The organism is Ruegeria sp. AH12, assembly GCF_056541465.1.
Window position 1 is genome coordinate 1 of record NZ_JBQFYL010000043.1, and the last position, 1637, is coordinate 1637.

Genomic DNA, 1637 nt, shown 5'->3' on the forward strand with positions numbered 1-1637 from the left:
TGGAGTAAGCCCGCTAAATCCGGGTGCGATTCCCGAGAATGTGTACTTCTCGCCTCTATTTAACATGATCCTTTTAGGCGCCGCTTCTTGCCCAAGAATATTGTCGTTAAAAATACTGCTTATATCGCCAGTTGCAAAGCGCCGAGCTCTGGGCGGAGAATATCCAAAATTGCCGGAAGGGCTGAGAAAGATCGTGTTTCTAGCTGGAAATACGGCGTCGGGGTCTCCGATCACGATATCGGTTGATGCGACAGCTGTTTTTCCAGAGGACGGTTCAACGATGAGAACCGAAACTCGATAATTGCCCGGCGAACGAAAAGTATGTGAAACCCAAGGACCGTAGGCAACACCAGCGTTTAAATGCTCATTAGGCAGGTTCTCTGGAGCTTGGAAATTGTACAGGTCATCAAAGTCCCAAAAATAGTATAAGTCATGAAATCGACTATCGTAGATTTGGCCAGCGTTAGGGGCTGTCGCATCAAACCCATCGACATTTGCTTCGAAAAAGAGGGCATCGGGGGCCACCTTCCAAACGGAGCGACGTGTAATGGCAATTTCAGCTGTAACAACTTCAGACATGTTTGGACTCTCGGCTGGTGAATATTCGATGGGCGGTGAATCCGCCTGAAAATCTTGCTAAGGCAGCAAACGCAAATCTGATGAAAAAGACAACCCTATTTAAGTCGCGGGTGCATATGAAGCAATTCGAATGCGCGTGCTTCTTGATTGCGTCAGTGTCTGAAATGGAGCCATAAGCTGGCATTGCGATAGACAGGATCGCTGACAATGTCTAAATCTTCGTGTACCCACTGGGCATTGCATTTGAATGCCGGACGCGGAGCGGCTCCAAAATGTTCGGATATATTGTTCTCTATACGTGGCCGCTTGTAGTCATCGCCTTCTTTCGTGCATGGTCTCCACCAGTAGCACTACTAGCAGCAATCATTGGGGGGTATCTTTTTCTACCATCGGGACTGTCTCTCGATTTGCCCGGTTTACCTGCGTTGAATAAAGATACGATACCAGCTGCAGCAGCGTTTGTAGTTGCATTGATGGCTTCAAGAGTGACCGCACCATCGAGTCTGCCAGGTTGGTTCCCTCAAAGTCGCTTGCCAATACTTTTGATCGTGGTTCTGGCCTTGGGTACATGTTTGACAGTTTTGGCAAACCGAGACCCACTGTTCTATGGCCCACTTGCCTTTCCGCCGCTTCGTCTCTGGGACATTTTTTCGACATTACTATCGACTTTGATGATGCTTCTGCCTCTCTTTCTCGGACGGAAGTACTTAGCACGTCCGGAAGAACAATGGCTTTTCCTGAAGATGTTCGTCGTTGCCGGTGTGGGATATTCGCTCCTGGCTCTATACGAAGTCCGGATGTCGCCGCAACTCAATTTCATGGTCTATGGATACTTTCCGCATGCATGGGAACAACATGTTCGTGCGGGTGGCTATCGCCCACTTGTTTTCGTGAAACACGGTCTATGGTTGGCGATATTCTTTGCCATGTGCATTTTGGCCGCCGGAGGACTTGCCCAATACGTCAAAGAGAAAAATAGGCGTATCTATCTCCTGCTTTGCATTTGGTTATTGCTGACGTTGTTTCTGTCAAATTCTTTTGGGGCGTTTTTAATTGCA

The 1637-nt window shown here is 48.2% G+C and carries 1 protein-coding gene and 1 pseudogene; one reads left to right on the top strand and one right to left on the bottom strand.

Annotated features, from left to right (window positions below; genetic code table 11):
• A partial coding sequence (locus tag ACR0EL_RS21415) for a PKD domain-containing protein (RefSeq protein WP_480502175.1) occupies nucleotides 1-579 on the bottom strand: 579 nt, incomplete at its 3' end.
• A gap of 272 nt (nucleotides 580-851) precedes the next feature.
• Here ACR0EL_RS21415 and ACR0EL_RS21420 point away from each other — a divergent pair.
• Nucleotides 852-1637, top strand: a pseudogene (locus tag ACR0EL_RS21420) (hypothetical protein); the annotation flags it as partial.